We start from the raw sequence: 15,747 nt of genomic DNA, 5'->3' as shown, positions 1-15,747 counted from the left end.
TATGGTTTAAATTTTCGCCTAGCTCGTTAAAGTAGTGATATTTTACTTTTTAAAATTGAATGCAGGGAAAATCAGCAGTGTTCGGTAGTCGTTTTGAAGATATCAATTTCAAAGGGGATGTATTTGGCGGGGTAACCACAGCGATTATCTCTCTCCCTCTGGCGTTAGCGTTTGGTGTTGCATCCGGAGCCGGTGCTGAGGCCGGCCTTTGGGGGGCAATAATGGTCGGTTTGTTTGCCTCGTTATTTGGTGGTTCTAATACGTTAATATCAGAACCGACAGGGCCAATGACGGTAATCATGACCGCAGTATTAACCAGTATGATGGCGAAATACCCAGAAACGGGCATGGCTATGACTTTCACGGTTGTCATGATGGCTGGCGCGTTCCAAATCCTATTGGGGACGTTAAAACTGGGTAAATACGTTACCTTGATGCCTTACAGCGTTATTTCCGGGTTTATGTCTGGCATTGGTGTGATTCTTATCATTCTACAGTTATCGCCTTTGATGGGGCATGCTGCGCCTTCAGGGGGAGTACTCGGAACGTTATCTGCTTTGCCGGAGACCATTTCTAACCTTAAGTTCAGTGAGTTGTTTTTGGGACTACTGACTTTGGGGATTCTTTTTTTCTTCCCTAAGCAATATCGTAAATACGTTCCTGCACAGCTCGTGGCATTGGTCGCGGTGACGTTATTGTCTGTGATTCTCTTTGATACAGAAGATATTCGTCGTATCGGTGAAATTCCTGCTGGGTTACCTTCTCTCGTCGCCCCTTATATTGACACAGATATGTTTGTCGAGATGGTCATTGATGCATTAGTGCTAGGCACATTAGGTTGTATTGATACTTTGTTAACGGCGGTTATCGGTGACTCATTAACTCGTAAAGAACACGACTCAGATAAAGAGCTGCGAGGTCAAGGGTTAGCTAACATGATCTCAGGCTTGTTTGGTGCGCTGCCGGGGGCGGGGGCTACCATGGGGACGGTAACGAATATCCAAGTTGGGGCTCGTTCGCCATTATCTGGTGTGATTCGTGCACTAATGTTGGCGTTGGTTGTACTGGTTGCTGGCGGGTTAACAGAGCCAATCCCGATGGCTGTGTTAGCAGGCATTGCGGTGTATGTTGGCTTTAACATCCTAGACTGGAGCTTTATTCAGAGGGCACATAAGGTAAGCTTTTCCGGAATGGCGGTGATGTATGGCGTTATGTTGCTTACAGTATTCGTTGATCTTATCGTTGCGGTGGGTTTAGGCGTCTTTATCTCGAACATTATCATCATCGAGCGTTTGAGCCGAGAGCAGGCGCGACAAGTAAAAGCGATCAGCGACGCGGATGAAGATGATGTGCCGCTGACTGACAGCGAGCGTGGTTTGTTGGATCGTGCTAATGGTAAAGTGCTGTTCTTTTATCTTTCCGGTCCGATGATCTTTAGTGTTTCTAAAGCCATTTCACGTCAGCACTCTAGTATTTCGGACTATGACGTGATGATTCTCGATCTTACGGATGTACCAATGATTGATGTGACCGTCGGTTTGGCGTTAGAGAATGCGATTAAGGATGCTCTCGATGCCAATTGTGCCGTGTATTTATTATGCCCGAATGAGCGAACACGAGAACAGCTAGAGAAATTCCATGTGATTGACCTTGTGCCTGATGAAAATATGTACCAATTCCGTTACGAAGCATTGAATGCGGCGGTGGCACATGTTGAGGCAGACCAGTATCAGCGCATAACGGCGTAATCATTCTGACAGTTAAAAACGCAACAGTGTCCTGTTGCGTTTTTTTATGCTCTATTTTGTCTTACTCAGAGATAACCTTTACGAGGTAAGGGTTATATTTCCAATATTATCGAAAGGTTTATTTGTAATCATCGTTATTCAACGATAAACTGATGGACCTCCAATACGATACCCAAGGCGATTTTGTAGTAAACCGCTGCTAAATATGAGTCGGTATTAGTAATCACAAACAAACGGCAATCAAGACCTTATGTACGCATTAGAAATTGAACAACTGCGCAAGACGTATGCAGGTGGCTTTGAGGCGTTAAAAGGTATAAGTCTCCAAGTGAAAAAGGGTGACTTCTACGCGCTTCTGGGTCCCAATGGTGCAGGAAAATCGACCACGATTGGCATCATCTCCTCCTTAGTGAATAAAACCTCCGGAACGACGAAAGTTTTCGGTTATGACATTGATACCGACCTCGAATTGGCCAAGCAGAATTTAGGCTTGGTGCCACAAGAGTTCAACTTCAACCAGTTTGAAACCGTTGAGCAAATTGTGATGCAGCAAGCTGGCTATTACGGTGTGTCTAAAGTGTTAGCCAAAGAAAGAGCAGAAAAATACCTGAAAAAATTGGATTTATGGGAAAAACGCCAAGAGCGTGCTCGTAACCTATCCGGTGGGATGAAGCGTCGTTTAATGATCGCAAGAGCTTTGATGCACGAGCCGCAATTACTCATTTTAGATGAACCAACGGCTGGAGTGGATATTGAACTACGCCGCTCAATGTGGGGGTTTCTGAAAGAGATCAACCAAGAGCAAGGAATTACGATTATTTTAACGACACACTACCTAGAAGAAGCGGAGATGCTGTGTCGAAATATCGGCATTATTAATCGTGGTGAGCTGATTGAAAATACCACCATGAAGGCGTTACTAGGTAAGCTAAGCGTCGAGACATTTATCTTGGATATTGAGTCAGAAGTCGAGGTGCCTGAGCTTGAAGGTGTTAATCGACAAAGTATTGTTGATGGCTCTTTAGAGATAGAACTAGATAAAAGCCAAGGATTGAATTCGGTATTCAGTCAGTTAACAGAGCATGGCATTAAAGTTCTCTCAATGCGTAACAAAGCCAACCGACTTGAAGAGTTGTTTGTCAGCATTGTAAGAGAGGGGAGTAATTAAATGTACGGTTTATATTGGACGGCATTTCGCAGCTTGCTGAGCAAAGAAGTCACTCGTTTTACACGTATTTGGGTGCAAACCTTAGTGCCGCCAGCCATTACGATGACGTTGTACTTCATCATTTTCGGTAATCTTATTGGCTCTCGAATTGGTGAGATGAGCGGCTTTAGTTACATGGAGTACATTGTTCCAGGTTTGATCATGATGTCGGTGATCACCAACTCATACTCGAATGTTGCGTCTTCATTCTTTAGTGCAAAGCTACAGAAGAATATTGAAGAACTGCTGGTGGCACCGGTACCAAACTATGTGATTATTGCTGGCTATGTGATGGGCGGCGTGACTCGAGGTTTGTTGGTCGGTGCAATTGTTACTTGTGTGTCACTTTTGTTCGTTGATTTGCAAGTGGAGCACTGGGGCATTATTGTCGCGACTGTCTTCATGACGTCGGTGGTATTTGCTCTCGGTGGCTTGATCAACGCGGTTTACGCAAAAACGTTTGATGATATTTCGATCATCCCTACGTTTGTATTGACTCCTTTAACTTACTTGGGAGGAGTCTTTTATTCGATCAGTCTGCTGCCTGAATTTTGGCAAGGCGTTTCTAAGATCAACCCAATCGTCTACATGGTGAATGCGTTCCGCTACGGCTTTTTAGGTGTCTCGGATGTGGGCATTGTCACTTCATTTAGTGTACTTGCAGTGTTTGTTATAGCACTGTATGCCATTGCGCATTATCTAGTAACCAAAGGGATTGGGCTAAGAAGCTAAGCCATTCTCATAAAGCAAAGAGCGGCGATTCACGCTGCTCTTTCGCGTGCATAACAATACATACCCATACAATTTTTCGGTTTTTATCATGGTAGGTTTCAATCATTTGTAATAAATGAGTGATCCTATGAATATTGTCCCGCCGCCGCCTTTCTCCTATCAGTTACTTAAGCCCCAATATTGGTCTGTATGGCTGGCATTTGGATCTTTAGCGATTCTTGTTAATGTACTGCCATACGTAGTATTGCGAATCTTAGGTAGAAGCATCGGCTGTATTGCGATGCATGTAATGAAGCGCCGACACAAGATCGCTCTGCGTAATCTCCAGCTGTGTTTCCCTGATTTTACGGATTGGCAATGTAAGGACGTAGTACGAAAAAACTTTCAATATACTGGAATGGCGATCATCGAAACCGGTATCGCATGGTTTTGGCCAGATTGGCGGATACGTCGGATAACCTCTATTGTTGGAAAAGATCGTTTACTCGCTGAGGAAAATAATGGACGTGGTGTGTTGGTGGTGTGCAGTCACCATTTAAACTTGGAGATAACCGCTCGTATTTTTAGCCAGTTTGCCCAAGGTTATGGCGTTTATCGCCCAAATTCGAATTCTGCTTATGAGTTTATTCAACATCGAGGTCGAACTCGTTTTGGACATCAAATGATTGATCGAAAAGACGTGAAATCAATGCTCAAAGTTCTGAAGAATGGTCATCGACTTTGGTATTTGCCCGACCATGATTATGGCGTTAGCCATTCTGTTTTTGCGCCGTTTTTTGCTGTTGAACAAGCGGCGAGTACCGTCGGGTCTAGTGTTCTCATTGATGCAACAAAGTGTGCGGTTATATCTGGCGTTACAGTGAGTAAAAATCACCATTACACGCTGTACATTGGAAAAGACATTAGCGAGCGTTTCGAGAGACGTAATGCGGTTAAAGCGGCAAGCATCTTGAATCAAGAGCTTGAGAAAATGATAAAACGTGATATTCCAGCGTGGATGTGGCTGCACAAACGGTTTAAAACTCGCCCTGAAGGGTTAGATTGCGTCTATACGTAGAGTATAAAAAAGGTCGACTAAGAGTCGACCTTTTTACTTTTATGACTCAGAGCTCACTCTGCGCTCTCTGAGTTTGTATTGTTAGATTCAGCTTCTTCCTTCGCTTCGACAACCATATCTACCGTTTGGTTATCGATAAGACGAGCTTTGCCTAGGAACGCAGACATCAGAATGACAGCTTGTGTCGTTTCTGGTGTGATCACTTGTAATGTACGAGCATCACGAATGAAGATCTCATCAGGGTGCAGACCTGCAGCTCGAAGTTGGTCGCTTGCATCTTCGATGATCGATGCGTAGTCATCGCGGCCACCGCGAATGGCACTGCTGATCCAACGCATTGTACGAGCAAGTACAGGCGCACGTTGACGCTCGTCCAGCGTAAGCAAGCCATTGCGTGAACTCATTGCTAAACCGTCCATTTCACGTACGGTTGGTACACCGATGATTTCAATGTCCATTGCTAGGTCATCAACCATCTTGCGGATAACAGCAAGTTGTTGGAAGTCCTTCTCGCCGAAGCACGCGACATCCGGTTGTACGATGTTAAACAGCTTATTCACAATCGTCGTCACGCCACGGAAATGACCTGGTCGAGATGCGCCTTCGAGAATTGTTGATAGGCCAGGGACATCGACGAAGGTTTGTTTATCCAGACCTTCTGGGTAGATAACTTCTGGTGTTGGCGTAAATACCACATCGACCCCTTCAGAGGTTAACTTGCTTAAGTCTTCCTCTAGCGTGCGTGGGTAATTATTTAAATCGTCTGCACGATCAAACTGCATCGGATTAACAAAGATGCTTACGACAACGATATCAGCGTATTCGCGTGCTTTACGCACTAAGGTTGAGTGGCCTTCGTGAAGGTTGCCCATGGTAGGGACAAACGCCACTTTACGACCTTCACGTTTAAAGGTTTTAAGGTGTTCACGAACTGCTGAGATTTCCGCAAAAGTTTGCATGCATTTATCCTCTAGGCAATGGTATGAGCGTCGTCTGGGAATACACCGTTGGCTACATCTTCAATGTATTTAGTAACGGCTTTGCGCATATCACCTGTTTCAGCAAGAAAGTTTTTGGAGAATTTCGGCATGTAGTTGGCAGAAATACCAAACATATCATGCATTACGAGAATTTGACCATCTGTTACGTTACCTGCACCAATACCGATAACAGGAACGTCAAGCACTTGCGTAATACGTTCAGCAAGCTCTGCTGGTACGCATTCTAGTAAGACGATTTGAGCACCTGCTTCTTGCAGCGCTAATGCGTCTTTTACCATGCGGTCTGCTTTTTCTTGATCGCGACCTTGGATTTTGTAACCACCAAAAATATTAACAGCTTGAGGAGTTAAACCAAGATGAGCACAAACTGGAACTGATCGCTCAGTGAGCATTTTCACCGTGTCGACAAGCCAGTCACCACCTTCAATTTTTACCATATTGGCACCAGCACGCATCAGTTTAGCCGCATTTTCGCAAGCTTGCTCTGGCGTGGTGTAGCTCATGAATGGCATGTCTGCCATCAACAAACAATTTGGGCTACCAGCGCGTACGCAACGAGTATGGTAAGCGATATCATCGACCGTTACTGGCAGAGTATCGTTGTGACCTTGCAAAACCATCCCTAGAGAATCACCAACAAGAAGTACTGGCATTTCTTGGCTTTCAAACAGTTGGGCAAAGCTCGCATCATAAGCGGTTGAAGTAGCAAATTTACGACCTTCTTGCTTCCACTTGATTAGGTCGTTGATGGTCATTTTTTTCATGGTTTTATCCTTACTAGGAGTTGGCTATGACTGCCAGATACTGAGGCCGTTTCTATCTACTTGTTCCAGTAGTTTAGAGACCTCGGTCCCATCAGGGAGTTGTAAACTTGGTGCAATTTCCGCAAGAGGGTAGAGTACGAATTCACGCTCTTTCATTCCATAATGAGGAACGATCAGCCTCTCGGAATTAATCACCTCATTGCCATAAAGCACAATGTCGAGGTCCAAGGTTCTTGGTCCCCAGCGTTCGTCTTTACGGACACGCCCTTGTTCTTGCTCTATAGCTTGTGTGCAATTGAGCAATTCAATAGGCGTCAAACTGGTGTTAATAGACACAACCGCATTGATGTAATCCGGTTGGTTTTGTGGCCCCATTGGCGTGCTGCTGTATAGCGAAGAAGCTTGAACAAACTCTGATTTAGGCAGCGTTTTTAATGCTTCAATCGCTTGCTTCGCTTGGCTGATAGGATCAGCCAAGTTACTGCCTACCGCAATGTACGCTGTAATCATGATTTGGGCTTACTCTTTTTCTTGCGATAAGTTTTACGGCGGCGCTGGCCTGTTTTCGGTGATTGACCGTCTAAGTCGGCAGCCATTGCTTGACGCATTTCTCGGCCTGCATTTTGAAAAGTTTCCCACCACTTGGCAAGCTTCTGAGTGTCACCACCTTCAATTTCACCGCGCATTTCAAGAAAATCAAAGCCAGCTCTAAATTTATTGAGCTCCATAAGACGGAATGCGCGTTTACCGTTACGTCGTGGAAGACGAAGCTGTAACTGCCAAATCTCGCGAATGGTTGCGGTGTGGCGTCTTGGAATGGCAATTGTGCGAACTTGCTCGTCAAGAATGATGTTGCTCGCTTCCATAATGGCGTCGTAATGGCCTAAGTTGCGCTCTTCCATCAGTTCATCGGCTTTCGCACACAGTGGGTACCACAGCATTGCAGCAAACATAAATGCTGGATTGATGCGTTTCCCATCTTCGATGCGCATGTCGGTAGAATCTAGGACAAGATCCAACATCTGCTCAGTGTGAGAGGAGTAATCTTCTGTAAAGTGCGCTGCAATCGTCGGGAATAGTTGCTGGAATAGGTTGTACTCACGCAGTAGGTGGTAGGTTTCTAAGCCATGACCGGATTGCAATAATTTGAGTGACTCTTCAAAAAGACGCGCTGACGGAATGTCACCGAGCAACGGTGCCATGTGTTCGATTGGCGCTGCGGTGTCTTCTTCAATATCAAAGTCTAGTTTTACCGCGAAACGAACCGCACGCAGCATGCGCACAGGGTCTTCACGGTAGCGTGTTTCTGGATCACCAATCAGTCGAATTAGGCGATCTTCTAAATCTTCAATACCACGTGCGTAGTCGTGAATCGAGTAATCTGCGATGTTGTAGTACATCGAGTTAATCGTGAAATCACGGCGCTCAGCATCTTCATCGATGGTGCCGTAGACGTTGTCACGCAGCAGCATACCCTCTTTTGATTGCTGAGAAATGCTCTTATTCTTTTGCTCTTGGTGGTGACCACGGAATGTCGCAACCTCAATGATGTCTCGGCCAAACATAATATGAGCCAAGCGGAAGCGGCGACCAATCAAACGGCAGTTACGAAATAGCTGTTTGATCTGTTCCGGCGTTGCGTTGGTCGCAATGTCAAAATCTTTTGGTTTTTGTCCAAGCAGTAAGTCTCGAACCCCGCCACCCACAAGAAAAGCATCGAAACCAGCACCATTTAGGCGGTACAGTACCTTCAGCGCATTATCACTGATCTGCTTACGCGAAATGTTGTGCTCTTCACGAGTTATTACATTGAGAGCGAGCTCTGGAATTGTGGCAGGTTCGCTTGGTGTATAGTCGTTTGTATTCATGTGCATCTGGCAATAACTGGGTTTAATCCAATCTTGCTTTGGTTAGTTTTATACGCCTCTAGGGCCTAATTTGCGGCTAATGATAGCCTACACAATGCCATTTGAGAATCACGGTGTGATCTCGATCTCTGCTGGAAGCTGTTCCAAGCGCCAGTTTTCGCAGCCCCAACGAAGAATATCTTCTATGTTGGCCGCCCTTACGGTTTCAGGTATCTCGAAACCTAAAAATGTCATGGCGCGCAATAGAGTAGGTTTTGGTGTATCTATATCAATAGCCGTCGCGTGATTTTGTTTCGACAATTTATTGCCGTTGTTGTCCATCGCCAATGGTAAATGCAAGTAGCTAACTTCTGGCTGACCAAGTATTTGGTACAGGCTAATTTGACGCCCTGTCGGCTCGATTAAGTCTGCACCTCGCACGACTTCTGTGACGCCTTGGTCGATGTCGTCCAATACTACCGCAAGATTATAAGCAAATAATCCATCTCGACGTTTAATAATGAAATCTTCATTAACGAGTTGCTCTGGAATCGTAATGGTTCCCCGCTTTTGGTCGAGGAAATGAGCGACAGGCTTGGTCATTTTTAGGCGAATCGCGCCTTCTTTCAAGTTTTTATCGCGGCAAGTGCCAGGATAAAAACCGCCATGCTCTTTAATTTGCTTACGAGTACATTGGCAATAATAGGCTTCTCCATTTTCGAGCCATTTGTTTATTTGAGCTTGGTAAAGGTCGTGACGTTCGCTCTGGTATACCACTTCTCCATCCCAATGCAGCTGATAGGCCTTGAGTGCCTCTAGGATAAGTTGCGCTGCACCTGGCATTTCTCTTGGTGGGTCTAAGTCCTCAATACGTACTAACCAAGCTCCATTTTGTGCTTTCGCTTGAAAATAACTGCCAAGAGCGGCAATCAGTGAACCAAAATGCAGTGGACCAGAAGGAGATGGGGCGAATCGACCTACATAGCGTGTCATGCGTGTATCTCGAATTTAGTAAACAAATAGGGTGCGAAGGTAGCCAAAACAAAAAGGGAGCCTGAGCTCCCTTCAACAATCATAATGCTGGGTGATTAACCTTGCATTTGCTTCTCTTTGATTTCTGCAAGTGTTTTACAGTCAATACAAAGGTCAGCGGTTGGACGTGCTTCAAGACGGCGAACGCCAATCTCTACGCCACAAGACTCACAGAAGCCAAAATCGTCTTCTTTGATTTTATCCAAAGTCTTTTCAATCTTCTTGATCAAACGGCGTTCGCGGTCACGGTTACGCAGTTCTAGGCTGAACTCTTCCTCTTGAGAGGCGCGGTCAACTGGATCTGGGAAGTTTGCTGCTTCGTCCTGCATGTGGTGAACAGTACGATCCACTTCAGCTCTTAGCTGGTCGCGCCAAGCTGTTAAGATTTTCGTAAAGTGTTCAACCTGCTCTGGTGACATGTACTCTTCACCAGGTTTTTCCTGATATGGCTCCACGCCGGCAATGGCTAGGATGCCTATCGTTTTCTTCTTTGATTCTGGCATACAGCATCTCCTACTTACACCTAGTCAACTGCTACGCAGTCAATTTAAGGCGGGTATCTATAGCAAAAAGAGGCGGTGCAAGCAAATACTGAATCGCAAAGTTATCGTCAATGTGAAGACGACATCATTTTTTCTCTTAATTGATAAAATCAATAGCGGAAATCAGCTTCATTCCAGTATCGCTCAGTTCAGCTTTGTAGCAGAGAACTTCCACTCCAGCGTCTTGTGCTTGTTTGAGTAATAGTGAATATTTCGCGTCTATATGGTGCGCCGCGGATACTTTTTCAATACCTGAATGTAAAACAGTGAATAAAAGTATGGCTCTACTTCCATTTTGTGCCATTTCTGTGAGCTCTCTCAGGTGTTTTTGTCCCCGAGTCGTGACCGCATCTGGGAAGTATCCTTGTCCAGTAGAGTCGGTCTCATCAAGAAGAGTGACGCTTTTCACTTCTATATAGCACTTTGGCTTGTCGTCTGCGCTGAGCAAGATATCAATTCGGCTATTTTCATTGCCGTATTTCACCTCAGTTTGAAGTGTGTCATAACCACAAAGCTCTGAAATGACATTATTTTCAATAGCCTCTACGGCTAATTGATTGGCACGCGCGGTGTTGATACAAATACGGTGGCCTTGTTCGGTCTCACTCAACTCCCAACTATTGGGGTATTTTCGTTTCGGGTTGTCGGAAGTAGAAAACCAAACCTTGTTTCCGGGCGTTGCACAACCCGTCATTGCACCTGTATTTGCGCAGTGGATTGTACGGATTTCACCAGTATCGAGCTCGATATCGGCAAGAAAGCGTTTATAACGTTTGAGTAGAGTGGCGGACTCTAAAGCGGGTGTGAAATGCATTTGCTTATTTAGACAAAAAATTTTTTATGTACAATGTTGCCACCATTACACCATAAGGTATTTCCTTTGTCACAATTGCCGATTGAAGCCGTGATGCCTGAGTTGCTGACGGCGGTCAAAAATCAACATCAAGTGATCTTAAAAGCGGCGCCTGGTGCCGGTAAGTCGACTTACTTCCCTTTGCAGTTACTCTTAAATCATTCGGTTGCTGGGAAAATCATCATGCTTGAGCCAAGACGACTCGCGGCGCGTAACATTGCCCGTTATCTTGCTGAGCAATTGGGAGAACAAGTTGGTCAACGCGTGGGTTATCGAGTTCGTGGCGAGGCAAAGGTAAGTTCTGCAACGCAGCTGGAGATCGTGACCGAAGGGATCATGACCAGGATGATCCAAACTGACCCTGAACTGTATGGGGTTGATCTACTGATCTTTGATGAGTTTCATGAACGCAGCATTCATGCCGATACCGCTTTGGCATTCAGTTTAGAAGTTCAAGAGGCATTGCGAGACGATCTCAAGCTGGTGGTAATGTCGGCAACGCTTGACCAACAAGCATTACAATCGTTGTTGCCGGAAGCCAGTTACATTGAATCTGAAGGGCGGAGCTTTGATGTGGCAATGCGCTACCAGCCGTTAGGTGTGAACGAGCATTTACCTACGAGTATGGCAAAAACAATAGAAAGTCTTATGAACAAAGAATCTGGATCTTTGTTAGCTTTCCTACCGGGTGTTGGTGCCATAAAACAAGTTGAAGAGCGGTTGTCTCATTTAGCGGATGATATCGACGTATGCCCACTTTATGGTCAACTGAGCTTTGCAGATCAACAAAAAGCGATTACGCCAGCAGAACAAGGTAAGCGTAAAGTCGTTCTAGCGACCAACATTGCAGAAACTTCACTAACGATTGAAGGCATTCGCCTCGTGGTTGATTCTGGGTTAGAGCGTATTGCCCGCTTTGATTTGAAAAACGGTTTAACACGCTTAGAGCAAACACGCATTGCACAGTCTTCAGCGATTCAGCGTGCAGGACGAGCGGGACGAATAGAAGAGGGCATTTGTGTTCGTCTTTATTCTGAAAGCCAGTTCAAGCAGCAACCGCTGGTTCCCCAACCCGAAATTTTGCACTTCGATTTGGCTAGTTTAGTTATGGAGCTTGCCTTTTGGGGAACGGGTGATATCCACGATCTAAAGTGGCTTGATGTTCCCGCTAATGCGTCATTGGAACAAGCGAAGCAGCTATTGGTGTCATTGGGACTACTGACGGAAAAAGGGCAATTAACGTCCGAAGGAAAACAGGCGCATGAACTAGGCGTTGAGCCTCGTGCGGCTGCGATGCTAATTAAAGCGCTATCTTACAGTGATAAGATGTTAAATGCTGCTTTGGCGGCGGTCGCACTGATTGAAGAGCCAGAGAGAAATGTTACCAATATCGCTCATAGCTTGCATCGTTGGCTTGTTGGTACTCATCCAAAAAAGTCGATGTTGTTCAAGCGTGCTCAATCTCTGGCGTACAAATTGGATACGGTATTTGACCTGAAAGGCGTGGATGAAGATGCATTACCGCTGGTGTTAAGTTTGGCATTTCCAGATCGCATTGCGCAGCAGCGCACAAATCAATTTGGGCGATTTACTTTGGCTAATGGTCATGGTGCAGAATGTCATCAGGAAGACATGCTAGGTGGCTGTGAGTATTTGGTTGCCGTTGACTTAATGCGTTCTCATTCTAATTCAAGTCAAATTCATTCGGCATGTGAATTGGATGTCAATATATTGCGAACGACCTTTGATACGCTATTTTCGTCTGAAGAAGTAGTGGACTGGGATGAAAAAAGAGGCCGTCTAATAGCTGAGCGACAAACAAAACTCGGTCTGCTGGTCGTTGAACGCGAGCCGTTGCCAAGCCCGGGCAAAGAAAAAATGACACAAGCTTTACTCACGTATGTCCGCCGCCAGGGCTTACAGAGTCTAAACTGGACACCGGCAGCGGAGAGCTTGTTGGCTCGGATTCGTTGTGCGGTGGAATGGTTACCTGAGCAGTCATGGCCAGTGTTTGATGAAGCCAGTTTGCTGGATTCATTAGAGGAGTGGTTAGAACCATACATGACGTCTGTCAGCTCGGTTAAAGACCTGAGCAAGATAAACTTGGTCGAAGCGCTTAATGCTCTATTAGGTTGGCCACTCAATCAACAACTGGATGAATGGTTACCTGAGCATTACCAACTACCCACAGGTTCAAAGAAGCGTATCCGTTACCAATATGGCCACGAGCCGATATTATCGGTGCGTATGCAAGAAGTATTTGGGGAGAGTGGTTCCCCAACGGTAGCTCTTGGCCGCAAGCGTTTGGTGCTTGAACTGCTTTCACCGGCACAACGTCCATTGCAAGTAACGTCGGACTTGGCGGCTTTCTGGAACGGAAGCTACAAAGACGTTCAAAAAGAGATGAAAGGGCGCTACCCAAAACACGTTTGGCCAGATGATCCTGCCAATCATGTAGCAACAACGAAAACAAAAAGACAATTGAATAATGACTGACAGCAAGAAGCCTAGCGCGAAAAAAGCGCCAGCGAAGAAAAGTACAACCAATAAAGGAACCGCAAAACAGACTCGACGTACGCCGAGTAAAAAGCCGACTAACGAGAAACGTTCGTGGTTGAAAGTTCTGTGGTCGTTTAGCTGGAAAGCTGGCGTTGCACTTGCCGCTGTTTTGCTGTTTGTTGGGATTTACTTAGATAGTGTGGTGAAAGAACGCTTTGAAGGTCAGCTGTTTGAGCTGCCAACGGTGGTTTATGCCCGTATCTTGAATCTAAGCCCTGGTGAGAATATCACCATCCAAGAACTGCGCAACGAGCTAGATGTGTTGAATTACCGTAAAGTGAGTCAACCTCGTTACCCAGGCGAATATTCCTCTTCTTCCACTCGGATTGAATTGATTCGTCGTCCATTCGAGTTTGCCGATGGTCCCGAGCCGGATCGTCACATTATGCTGCATTTCTCTGATTCCGGTTTGCAACGTATTCAGTCTTTAGAATCTCGAGGAGACCTTGGTTACTTGCGCCTAGAACCGAAGATGTTGGGCATGCTGGAGAAAGACCGTGATGAACAGCGCCTTTTCTTACGTCGTGATCAGTTCCCTGAAATTTTGGTGGATGCACTGCTTGCGACCGAAGACCGGGATTTTTATCAACATGACGGGGTGTCACCGCTCGCGATTGCACGTGCATTGGTTGCGAACATTAAGGCGGGTCGTACTGTTCAAGGTGGTAGTACGCTGACTCAGCAATTGGCAAAAAACCTGTTTTTGACTCGTGATAAAACACTGTGGCGTAAAGTTCGAGAAGCGTATATCGCGCTAATTTTGGATTACCGTTACAGCAAAGATCGTATCTTAGAAGCCTACCTAAACGAAGTGTACCTAGGTCAAAGTGGAGGTGAAGCGATCCACGGGTTTGGCTTGGCGTCGCGTTACTATTTTGGGCAGCCAATTCAGGAGTTGCGAATCGATCAATTGGCGATGTTAGTTGGGATGGTAAAAGGACCGTCTTACTACAACCCAATTCGTTACCCTGAGAGAACGAAAGAGCGTCGTGATCTCGTTCTGCGCCTGTTAATGCAGCAAAACATGTTGACTTCAGAGCAGTATGAACAAGCTGTAAGTCGTCCACTCGATACGCAAAGCAAGCCACGTATTGCGAGCCGTCAGCCAGCTTATTTCCAACAATTGAGTATTGAATTAAAAGAAAAAGTTGGGGAGCGATTTAAGGCAGAGACCGGACTGCGCGTATTTACGTCTCTGGACCCAGTATCGCAAAGCAAAATGGAACAAGCTATCGCGAAAAAGATCCCAGAACTAGCTAAACGGGGTGGTAAAGAGTTAGAAGCCGCAGCTGTGGCCGTTGATCGCCATAGTGGTGAAATCCGTGCGATGGTAGGTGGTAAACGTGTCGGTTATGAAGGCTTTAACCGCGCGCTCAATGCCAGTCGTCCGATTGGTTCTTTAGTGAAACCAGCGATTTACTTAACGGCTCTAGAACAACCGGATAAATACAACCTAGGCACGACGCTACACGACACGCCGTTAAGTCTGAAGAGCAGTAAAGGTAACGTGTGGACGCCGCGCAACTACGATAGAAAATATCGTGGTGATGTGCCACTTTACATTGCTTTAGCGAAATCACTTAACGTACCGACCGTGCGCTTAGGTATGGCACTTGGCATTCCTGAAGTGTCCAATACTTTAGAGCGTTTGGGCGTGAACAAAGACGAAATTCGCCCAGTGCCTTCGATGTTTTTGGGTTCGTTTTCTTTGACGCCATTCGAAGTTGCACAGATGTATCAGACTCTGACGAATTCAGGTAAGCGTGCAAAACTGACCGCTCTGCGCTCAGTCATGGATATGGAAGGTAATGTGCTGTATCAATCCTTGCCTCGTTCATCAAGAGCCGTGGATGAACAAGCTGCATGGCTAACGACCTACGCGATGAAACAAGGGGTTGCTCAAGGCACTGGCCGCTTCTTACAAAGCCAGTTTGGTTGGGCTGCATTGGCAGGAAAAACGGGTACCAGTAATGACAACCGCGATAGTTGGTTTGTCGGTGTTGATGGTCGTGAGGTGACGACAATTTGGCTAGGCCGCGACGATAATAAACCCGTGAATCTAACGGGGTCGAGTGGTGCATTACGAGTGTACGCAGAGTACTTGAAGCAGCGTATTCCTGAGCGCTTAGAGCTCCCATGGCCAAGAGAAATCACCACATTAGGGTTCAAGCCTACATCTGATGGAGGTTTAGAAATGAACTGCCGTAGTGATTACAAACTGCCGGTTTGGGATAAAACCGGTCAGATAAAGCAACAGTGTGAGAAGAAATCAAACTGGTTAAATAGCATATTTGATTGGTAGCATCGCCAAATCAACAACATTAGCTTGTTTATCTGATTAATTCTTAGTACATATTAGGGCGTGTTAGTACAGTACTGCTAGCACGCCCTACTTGATCAGATAT

Annotated in this window: 13 protein-coding genes; 6 read left to right on the top strand and 7 right to left on the bottom strand. The window is 45.8% G+C overall.

Going from position 1 to position 15,747, the window contains the following annotated elements; all coding sequences use genetic code 11:
• Positions 1-77: 77 nt before the first annotated feature.
• The 4 genes from R7Q38_RS12730 to R7Q38_RS12715 all read left to right on the top strand — a co-directional run bounded on the left by R7Q38_RS12730 (position 78) and on the right by R7Q38_RS12715 (position 4,744).
• Positions 78-1,748 carry a SulP family inorganic anion transporter gene (locus R7Q38_RS12730; RefSeq protein WP_005379997.1) on the top strand — a complete coding sequence of 557 codons (1,671 nt, stop codon included), beginning with the start codon at positions 78-80 and terminating at the stop codon, positions 1,746-1,748.
• Positions 1,749-1,998: 250 nt separating this feature from the next.
• The gene (locus tag R7Q38_RS12725; protein WP_005380000.1) at positions 1,999-2,916 is read left to right on the top strand and encodes an ABC transporter ATP-binding protein; all 918 of its coding nucleotides are present in this window, start codon (positions 1,999-2,001) and stop codon (positions 2,914-2,916) included.
• Entirely contained in the window at positions 2,917-3,687 is a 771-nt protein-coding gene (locus R7Q38_RS12720) for an ABC transporter permease (protein WP_054700467.1), read from the top strand.
• 127 nt (positions 3,688-3,814) lie between these two features.
• Positions 3,815-4,744 (top strand): Kdo(2)-lipid IV(A) acyltransferase, encoded by a 930-nt coding sequence (locus R7Q38_RS12715; RefSeq protein ID WP_256903009.1) that lies wholly within the window; start codon positions 3,815-3,817, stop codon positions 4,742-4,744.
• Positions 4,745-4,797: 53 nt separating this feature from the next.
• On the opposite strand, the gene panC is transcribed toward R7Q38_RS12715, so the two are convergent.
• From panC to sfsA, 7 genes are all read right to left on the bottom strand, one after another.
• Positions 4,798-5,703, bottom strand: coding sequence for a pantoate--beta-alanine ligase (gene panC, locus R7Q38_RS12710; protein ID WP_213876181.1), 906 nt, complete (start codon positions 5,701-5,703; stop codon positions 4,798-4,800).
• 11 nt (positions 5,704-5,714) lie between these two features.
• Positions 5,715-6,509 carry a 3-methyl-2-oxobutanoate hydroxymethyltransferase gene (gene panB, locus R7Q38_RS12705; protein ID WP_005386592.1) on the bottom strand — a complete coding sequence of 265 codons (795 nt, stop codon included), beginning with the start codon at positions 6,507-6,509 and terminating at the stop codon, positions 5,715-5,717.
• A gap of 24 nt (positions 6,510-6,533) precedes the next feature.
• Entirely contained in the window at positions 6,534-7,019 is a 486-nt protein-coding gene (folK, locus tag R7Q38_RS12700; protein ID WP_054579080.1) for a 2-amino-4-hydroxy-6-hydroxymethyldihydropteridine diphosphokinase, read from the bottom strand.
• Positions 7,016-8,383, bottom strand: coding sequence for a polynucleotide adenylyltransferase PcnB (gene pcnB, locus R7Q38_RS12695; RefSeq protein WP_005386589.1), 1,368 nt, complete (start codon positions 8,381-8,383; stop codon positions 7,016-7,018). Before pcnB ends, folK begins: the two co-directional genes overlap by 4 nt.
• A gap of 102 nt (positions 8,384-8,485) precedes the next feature.
• Positions 8,486-9,349: a tRNA glutamyl-Q(34) synthetase GluQRS gene (gene gluQRS / locus R7Q38_RS12690; protein WP_104975576.1), complete on the bottom strand. Its 864-nt coding sequence runs from the start codon at positions 9,347-9,349 to the stop codon at positions 8,486-8,488.
• A gap of 95 nt (positions 9,350-9,444) precedes the next feature.
• Positions 9,445-9,891: an RNA polymerase-binding protein DksA gene (gene dksA / locus R7Q38_RS12685; RefSeq protein ID WP_005386584.1), complete on the bottom strand. Its 447-nt coding sequence runs from the start codon at positions 9,889-9,891 to the stop codon at positions 9,445-9,447.
• A gap of 136 nt (positions 9,892-10,027) precedes the next feature.
• Positions 10,028-10,744 (bottom strand): DNA/RNA nuclease SfsA, encoded by a 717-nt coding sequence (gene sfsA / locus R7Q38_RS12680; protein ID WP_017635909.1) that lies wholly within the window; start codon positions 10,742-10,744, stop codon positions 10,028-10,030.
• Between the two features lie 66 nt (positions 10,745-10,810).
• Between sfsA and hrpB the strand changes: the two genes are divergently transcribed.
• Together hrpB and mrcB are read left to right on the top strand one after the other, a co-directional pair.
• Positions 10,811-13,279: an ATP-dependent helicase HrpB gene (gene hrpB / locus R7Q38_RS12675; protein WP_239938357.1), complete on the top strand. Its 2,469-nt coding sequence runs from the start codon at positions 10,811-10,813 to the stop codon at positions 13,277-13,279.
• Positions 13,272-15,644, top strand: a complete 2,373-nt coding sequence (gene mrcB / locus R7Q38_RS12670; RefSeq protein WP_005380020.1) for a penicillin-binding protein 1B — start codon at positions 13,272-13,274, stop codon at positions 15,642-15,644. Before hrpB ends, mrcB begins: the two co-directional genes overlap by 8 nt.
• Positions 15,645-15,747 lie beyond the last annotated feature (103 nt).

Source organism: Vibrio sp. Vb0598, assembly GCF_033338935.1.
GTDB lineage: Bacteria > Pseudomonadota > Gammaproteobacteria > Enterobacterales > Vibrionaceae > Vibrio > Vibrio alginolyticus.
The sequence above is the reverse complement of the archived record's forward strand: the minus strand, read 5'-3'. Positions and strand labels throughout refer to the sequence as shown.

Bases quoted from the DNA above. Each gene is read 5' to 3' on its own strand.
- dksA (WP_005386584.1), bottom strand. From the start codon at position 9,891: ATGCCAGAATCAAAGAAGAAAACGATAGGCATCCTAGCCATTGCCGGC.
- R7Q38_RS12720 (WP_054700467.1), top strand. From the start codon at position 2,917: ATGTACGGTTTATATTGGACGGCATTTCGCAGCTTGCTGAGCAAAGAA.
- pcnB (WP_005386589.1), bottom strand. From the start codon at position 8,383: ATGCACATGAATACAAACGACTATACACCAAGCGAACCTGCCACAATT.
- panC (WP_213876181.1), bottom strand. From the start codon at position 5,703: ATGCAAACTTTTGCGGAAATCTCAGCAGTTCGTGAACACCTTAAAACC.
- R7Q38_RS12725 (WP_005380000.1), top strand. From the start codon at position 1,999: ATGTACGCATTAGAAATTGAACAACTGCGCAAGACGTATGCAGGTGGC.
- mrcB (WP_005380020.1), top strand. From the start codon at position 13,272: ATGACTGACAGCAAGAAGCCTAGCGCGAAAAAAGCGCCAGCGAAGAAA.
- folK (WP_054579080.1), bottom strand. From the start codon at position 7,019: ATGATTACAGCGTACATTGCGGTAGGCAGTAACTTGGCTGATCCTATC.
- R7Q38_RS12715 (WP_256903009.1), top strand. From the start codon at position 3,815: ATGAATATTGTCCCGCCGCCGCCTTTCTCCTATCAGTTACTTAAGCCC.
- sfsA (WP_017635909.1), bottom strand. From the start codon at position 10,744: ATGCATTTCACACCCGCTTTAGAGTCCGCCACTCTACTCAAACGTTAT.
- panB (WP_005386592.1), bottom strand. From the start codon at position 6,509: ATGAAAAAAATGACCATCAACGACCTAATCAAGTGGAAGCAAGAAGGT.
- gluQRS (WP_104975576.1), bottom strand. From the start codon at position 9,349: ATGACACGCTATGTAGGTCGATTCGCCCCATCTCCTTCTGGTCCACTG.